The sequence below is a fragment of the Nocardia farcinica genome (assembly GCF_029867845.1).
Classification (GTDB): Bacteria; Actinomycetota; Actinomycetes; order Mycobacteriales; family Mycobacteriaceae; genus Nocardia; species Nocardia farcinica_A.
On sequence record NZ_JARWRU010000478.1, the window covers coordinates 1 to 6,066 of the forward strand.

Consider the following 6,066-nt stretch of genomic DNA (forward strand, 5'->3'; position numbering starts at 1 on the left):
TCGCCGCCCCACCCGGTTGCGCGCCGCCCCCCCCCCCCCCCCCGTCCCCTCGGCGGCCGCGGGGGGGGGGGCGCCCCTCGACGAATATCCTGATGTCAACGGGTATTTCGACGATCAGGCGCAGGAGATCGTCAGCAGGCACTACGTCAACCTGGGTGTCGCCACCGCCACCGAGCGCGGTCTGCTCGTGCCCCACGTGCGGGATGCCGAGGGCATGGGCCTGCGCGCGCTGTGCGTGGCCATCGGACGGTGCGTGGCCGCGGCCCGCGCGGGCACCGCGTCCCCGGCCGATCTCACGGGCGGCACCATCACCGTCACCAATGTCGGCGTCTTCGGCGTCGACACCGGAACCGCACTGGTCAACCCGGGTGAAGCGGCGATCCTGTGTCTGGGCGCGATCGCGCGGCGGCCGTGGGTGGCCGAGGGCGTACTGACCATTCGCTCGGTCGTGACGCTGTCGCTGAGCTTCGACCATCGGTTGATCGACGGCGAACTGGCCGCGCGCTTCCTGGCCAGGGTCGGCGGCTACCTCACCGACCCGCTGATGTTGCTGAGTCGATAACCGGGCGGCGGCACGTTCGGCGTCGCAGCCCCCGCGGCGGTGCGTATGGTGTTCGGGTCGGGCGCGCACAGGCGACGGGAGCGAATGGTGAGCGCGGTACTGATCGGTGTGGAGGAGTTGCGGGAAGCGCTGGCGGGCAAGCGGGTTCGGCTACTCGACGTCCGGTGGGCGCTCGACGACCCGGACGGCCCGCAGCACTATCTGTCCGGGCACATCCCCGGCGCGGTCTTCGTCGATCTGGAGACCGAGCTGGCGGCCCCGCCCTCTCCGGCCGCCGGCCGGTACCCGTTGCCGAAGGCGGCGGTTCTGGAGCGGTGCGCGCGCAGTTGGGGTGTGTGCCAGGGTGACTCGGTGGTCGTCTACGACGCCAGTGGCGGCGCCGCGGCCGCGCGCGCCTGGTGGCTGCTGCGCTGGGGCGGCATCGCCGACGTGCGCCTGCTCGACGGCGGACTGCCCGCCTGGACCGCCGCGGGCCACGAGCTGGCCGTCGGCGCCGAACCCGACCCCGAACCCGGCGATGTGCGCCTGGCCGGTGGCGCGCTGCCGGTGATCGACGCCCGCGCGGCCGCCCGCTGGCACGGCACGCTGCTCGACGCCAGGCCCGCCGAGCGGTATCGCGGCGAGGTGGAACCCCACGCCCCGCGTGCCGGGCACATTCCCGGCGCGGTCTGCGCGCCGACGCACGAGAACCTCGACGAGACCGGACGTTTCCGCGATCCGGCGTGGCTGCGCGCCCGCTTCACCGGCCTCGGCTCCGGTCCGGTGGCCGTCTACTGCGGTTCCGGCGTGAAGGCCACCCACCAGATCGCCGCCCTGGCGCTCGCGGGCATCGACGCCGCCTTCTACCCGGGCTCGTGGTCGCAGTGGTCGCACGACGCCCGACGCCCGGTGGCCACCGGGGCCTGAGCGGGCGGTCGCCGCGGGTGACCGTCACGGGCAGGTGCGCGCGATGTCGTGCAGGACGGCGTTGTCGGCGGCGGTGACCGGCAGGTCGTAGGTCACCGCCACGGTCAGGTACTTGCCCGCGTAGAAACAGTGGTTCTCCGCGCGCGGCGGCAGCCAGCCCGCGGGCGTGGCATCGCGCTTGGCCTGGTTGGCCGCGGCCGTGGTGGCCAGCAGGTTCGTCGCGGTGTCGTTGGCGAACCGGACCCGCCTGTCCGGCGCCCAGGCCGAGGCGCCGAGATCCCAGGCCGCCGCCAGCGGGTAGACGTGGTCGATCTGCACCCGCCGGGCCTGCTCCTTGGTGAACTCCACCCGCTCCCCGGTGTAGGGATCGATCAGCACCCCCGCCACCACCACGCAGTCGCGGGTGCCCGGCCGGAAACGCACCTCGGTCAACTGCGCGGCCAGCACGTCGTTGCGGGTGTCGCAGCCGTCGTGGCCGTCCGGGCCGTCGTGGTCGTCGCTCCACGCGGGCCCGAACACGCACGCCTCACCCGATCCGCAGCCGCGCTGGTACCCGCCGGGGCGGGTTCGCTCGGCCACCACCCGCACCCGGTCGAGCAGCTCCTCGCCCAGCGCGCGGGTCGGGCTGCCCGGCGCGGGCCGCACCCCGCCGACGCCGAGCTCACCGCATCCGGCGGCCAGCATCACGGCGAGCAGCACCGCAGGCACACGGACGGCGAGCGGCGCCTGCGCCCGCCCGCCCCGTCGTCCACCCGTCCCATCCGCTCGCACCCCTCCACTCCAACCCGCTCTCCACGCTCAGGTGGGGCGCGACGCCCCGCGGTTGTGGAATTGCGGCAGTTGGGGACAACTCGCCCGGTACGCCTCGCGCACCCGCCGCGCCGCGGTCACGTCCACCCGCTCCAGCTCGTCCACCAGCTCCTCGAGCCGCCACAGCGTGGCGGGCACCAGATGTCCCGAGGTCGCCGCCGCCAGCGCGGCGCTCGTGGCCTCCTCGACGGCCTCCCCGGCGCCGCCCGTGGCCAGCAGCGCCAGGCCGAGGTCGATCCTGGCGGTGGCGAGCCTGCGCGGACGCGGATACGGCGACGCCTCGAGACCGCCGATCACCTGCCGGGCGAACGACACCGCCGCGGGATCGCCGAGCCAGGTCAGGGCGGTGGCCGTGTAGGAGTCGGACTTGGTGACGTCGAACAGGAAGTGGTGCTCCACCGCACAGGCCGCGCCGATGTCGTCTATCAGCCTCGCCACGGTCCGCAGCGCCGCGTACGCGCCCGCGCGATCGCCGGTCCGCGCCAGCGCCCTGGCCTCCTGGGCGGTGGCCTGGAGGGACACGTCGCTGTCGCGCGGGGCCACGTGCCTGGCCACCTGGCAGGCCGTCGCCGCGACGGCCCAGGCGCCGCCGGTGAGCTCCTGCCAGGCGGTGGTCTGCATCGCCCACGCGGTCAGCTCGTCGTGCTCGGCCTCGAGGGCGATGTCCCTGGCAACCCTGATCCGCCTGCGCGCCGCCAGATGGTGCCCGAGATCGATGTGACAGGCCGCTGCCAGCAGCGAGTACCAGGCCAGCAGGTGCGAGAGCCTGCGGTGCTCGGCGAGGGTCATCCTGCGGTCGAGCATCGCGCGCGCCAGGCGCAGACCGCTCTGCGCCCACCGCAGCACCACCGAGGGCGATCCAGCCGGGTAGACCACGGCCAGATCGTCGATCGAGCTGTCCAGGTAACCGAGCACCCCCTCGGGGATGTCGGTGTCGTTGAGGCGCTCGATCCATGCCTCCACCGGCGGGTCCTCGTCTCTGCCCGCCTCGTCGGGCCACAGGGCGTCGGTCCCGAGCACTTCCTCGTAACCGAGCACCAGCCGAGGGGTCACCGGGCGTTTGCCGGTCTCCACCAGGCTCAGGTAGGAGGGCGTGAAATGCAGCCGCGCCGCGAGGAAACGCAGGCTGATTCCGGCGGCCACTCTGGCCACCCGCAACTGTTCACCGTCATACATCCGCACCCCCAGAAGTCTCGGCGTCGCGCAAGACCGAATTCGAAAAATGGGCCGGTTGTCAACACCGTTGTCAACACTGAAAGCCTACGGAGCGGCCATTTCTCGGCCACGCTACATACGCGATATCCGGCTGCCGCCGACCCGGTGACAGCCGTCTGACCAGTTGTTTTCTGTGGAGTTTCGTTGTGGCGGAGGGATGGAGAGCGGATGGTGGACGAGCGGCCGAGCGCGATCGGCCTGATCCAGCTGAATCTGGTGTGCGGGGCCGAGATCGACCTCGGGAGGCTGGCCGCCGAGCACGGCCTGCGGCTGGCCTACACGGTGCGGGTGGACGCCTCGCCGTTGGTGGTGGCGATGGCGGTGGCGCGGCACGTGGCGGAGTTCGGCGCGGTTGCTGTGGTGGTGCCGGGCTTCGCGCACGCGGACCCGGTGCGGCACGTGGTGACCGATGTGGCGGCGCTGGTGACGCCGATGGCGGTGTATCCACGGGGATTCCGGTGGATCGCGCCGGCGGCGGAGGAGGAGCTGTGACGAGCTGCGATGTGGTGCTGGTGCTGTTGGTGCTCGCCCTGGCCGCGCTGACGCTGCTGTTGGTGCGGCCGCCGCGGTCGGAGCTCGACGAGTCCGGCCGGGCGGAAGCCGAACGGGGAGAGGAGGATCCGGCGTCGCCGGAGCGGTGAGAGAGCCCGGAACGGCGGCGCGGGGGTGAGCCGGGCGCGTATGGTCCGGCCCGCCTTCCGGTTTCGATCCCGCCGATCCGGTAACGCCCTCGATGACGGACCGGGCGGCGCCGGACACTTCGGTGGCGTTGCCGCGGAGTGCCTTTCGGCGCCGCCGTCTCCGTCGGAGAGGAGTGCTGCGTGGACGTGAGCGATGTGGTGTTGATCGCGCTGGTGGTGGCCTTGGCCGTACTGACGGTGGTGTGGTTCCATCCGCCAGGCTCCGACCGTGAGGAGGACGCGACCGGCACACGGCCCCCGCGGAACGCGCGCCCGATCAGTTCAGCTGGGGCGCGACCTCCGCGGCGAACAGTTCCAGATGATCCAGATCCGACAGGTCGAGGATCTGGAGATAGAGACGGGTGATGCCGGTCTCGGCGCGGTAGCGGCCGACGGCGTCGACGACCTCGGCGACCGTGCCCGCGAGCCCGTTGCGCTTCAGCTCGTCGACCTCACGTCCGATGGCGGCGGCGCGGCGGGCCACCTCGGCGTCGTCGCGACCGAGACACAGCACCTGTGCGGCCGAGCGGGTGATCTCGCCCGGATCGCGGCCGATGGCCTCGGCCGCGGCGGCCACCCGCTCGAACTGCGTGGCCGCGGCGGCGGCGTCGGTGAACGGCAGGTTGAACTCCTGCGCGAAGCGGGCGGCCAGCGCCGGGGTGCGCTTCTTGCCGGTGCCACCGATGATGATCGGCGGGCGCGGGGACTGCGCCGGCTTGGGCAGCGCCGGGCTGCCGGTCAGCTCGTAGTGCTTGCCCCGGTAATCGAAGGTCTCGCCGAGCGGGGTCTCCCACAGGCCGGTGATGACCTCCAGTTGCTCGGCGTAGCGGTCGAAGCGCTCGCGCACCTCCGGCAGGGTGATGCCGTAGGCGGTGTGCTCCTCGTCGAACCAGCCCGCGCCGAAGCCGAAGTCGACGCGTCCGCCCGACATCTGGTCGACCTGCGCCACCGAGATGGCCAGCACCGACGGATGCCGGAAGGTTGCCGAGGTCACCAGGGTGCCGAGCCGGATGCGGTTGGTCTCCCGCGCCAGGCCCGCGAGGGTGATCCAGGCGTCGGTGGGGCCGGGCAGACCCGAGGCGTCGCCCATCTTGAGGAAGTGGTCGGAGCGGAAGAAGGCGTCGTAACCGGCGTCTTCGGTGGTCTTGGCGACGCGGAGCAGGTCGTCGTAGCTCGCGCCTTGCTGGGGTTCGGTGAAGATGCGTAGGTCCACGTCGAACCACGGTAGTCCCGGAGCTGTCGGAGCCGCCTGATTGGATGGGCGGATGCTGCACGGACTGTGGTCACCGGGGTCGGGCCTGGTGCTGTGGACCGAGGGAGCGCTGGGGACCGAGGGAGCGCGGGGGACCGAGGGAGCGCTGGGGACCGGGCGAGCACGGCCGGGGGAGGCGCCGTCCGTGGACACGCCGCCCGCCGATCTGCCCGACCCGGTGGGGTCGCTGCTGCGCGCCTCTCGCCGGCGGCACCGGGCGACGGTGCTGGTGCCGGGGCCGGACGGGCCGGTGGCCGCCGAGGTGCGCGCGCACGCGCTGGTCCCGCACGCCGCGGTGGGGGTGCTGCGTGCCCGCCTGCCCGCCTCGTCGGTCTCCGGCGATCTGCGGTTCCTCGCCCGCGTCGCCGAGGGGCTCGACCGCTGGGTGCGCGCCGGGCGCATCGTGCCCGAGCCGGTCCGGCACGACGGCCAGTGGTGGGTGCGCTGGCGGCTCGCCGGCGGCGAACGACAGCGGGCCTGGCTGGCCGAACTGGCTTCCGCCATGCCCGCCGCCCTGCGCCTGGCGGGCGCGGCCCCCCCCCGGCGCGGCGGCCATGGGGGGGGGGGGCCCCGCCCCCGGGGGAGGCGCGTACGGGGCGGCCCGGCGGGGGGCCCCCCCCGAGAGGCAGGCGGGGGGGGGG

At 73.5% G+C, this 6,066-nt stretch carries 7 protein-coding genes and 1 pseudogene; 5 read left to right on the plus strand and 3 right to left on the minus strand.

Translation table 11 applies throughout. The annotated features are described in order from the left end of the window. Together QH283_RS10250 and QH283_RS10255 are read left to right on the plus strand one after the other, a co-directional pair. Positions 1–562: 2-oxo acid dehydrogenase subunit E2 (locus QH283_RS10250; protein ID WP_280502784.1), on the plus strand; the 562-nt coding region annotated here is incomplete at its 5' end. A gap of 84 nt (positions 563–646) precedes the next feature. After that, positions 647–1,468: a sulfurtransferase gene (locus QH283_RS10255; RefSeq protein ID WP_280502785.1), complete on the plus strand. Its 822-nt coding sequence runs from the start codon at positions 647–649 to the stop codon at positions 1,466–1,468. Between the two features lie 24 nt (positions 1,469–1,492). On the opposite strand, the gene QH283_RS10260 is transcribed toward QH283_RS10255, so the two are convergent. Together QH283_RS10260 and QH283_RS10265 are read right to left on the minus strand one after the other, a co-directional pair. Next, positions 1,493–2,152, minus strand: coding sequence for an HNH endonuclease family protein (locus QH283_RS10260; protein ID WP_280502789.1), 660 nt, complete (start codon positions 2,150–2,152; stop codon positions 1,493–1,495). A gap of 114 nt (positions 2,153–2,266) precedes the next feature. Beyond that, positions 2,267–3,454 (minus strand): helix-turn-helix domain-containing protein, encoded by a 1,188-nt coding sequence (locus tag QH283_RS10265; RefSeq protein ID WP_280502790.1) that lies wholly within the window; start codon positions 3,452–3,454, stop codon positions 2,267–2,269. A 207-nt stretch (positions 3,455–3,661) separates the two neighbouring features. Between QH283_RS10265 and QH283_RS10270 the strand changes: the two genes are divergently transcribed. Beyond that, a complete protein-coding gene (locus tag QH283_RS10270; RefSeq protein ID WP_280502786.1) occupies positions 3,662–3,985 on the plus strand; it encodes a hypothetical protein in 324 nt (107 codons plus the stop codon). Then, positions 3,982–4,134 carry a hypothetical protein gene (locus QH283_RS10275; protein WP_280502787.1) on the plus strand — a complete coding sequence of 51 codons (153 nt, stop codon included), beginning with the start codon at positions 3,982–3,984 and terminating at the stop codon, positions 4,132–4,134. The genes QH283_RS10270 and QH283_RS10275 overlap by 4 nt, the downstream gene beginning before the upstream one ends. A gap of 316 nt (positions 4,135–4,450) precedes the next feature. Here QH283_RS10275 and QH283_RS10280 read toward each other — a convergent pair whose 3' ends face one another. Continuing rightward, positions 4,451–5,386, minus strand: a complete 936-nt coding sequence (locus QH283_RS10280; RefSeq protein ID WP_280502788.1) for an LLM class F420-dependent oxidoreductase — start codon at positions 5,384–5,386, stop codon at positions 4,451–4,453. Positions 5,387–5,570: 184 nt separating this feature from the next. On the opposite strand from QH283_RS10280, the pseudogene QH283_RS10285 reads away from it, so the two are divergent. Next, positions 5,571–6,066, plus strand: a pseudogene (locus QH283_RS10285) (ATP-dependent helicase); the annotation flags it as partial.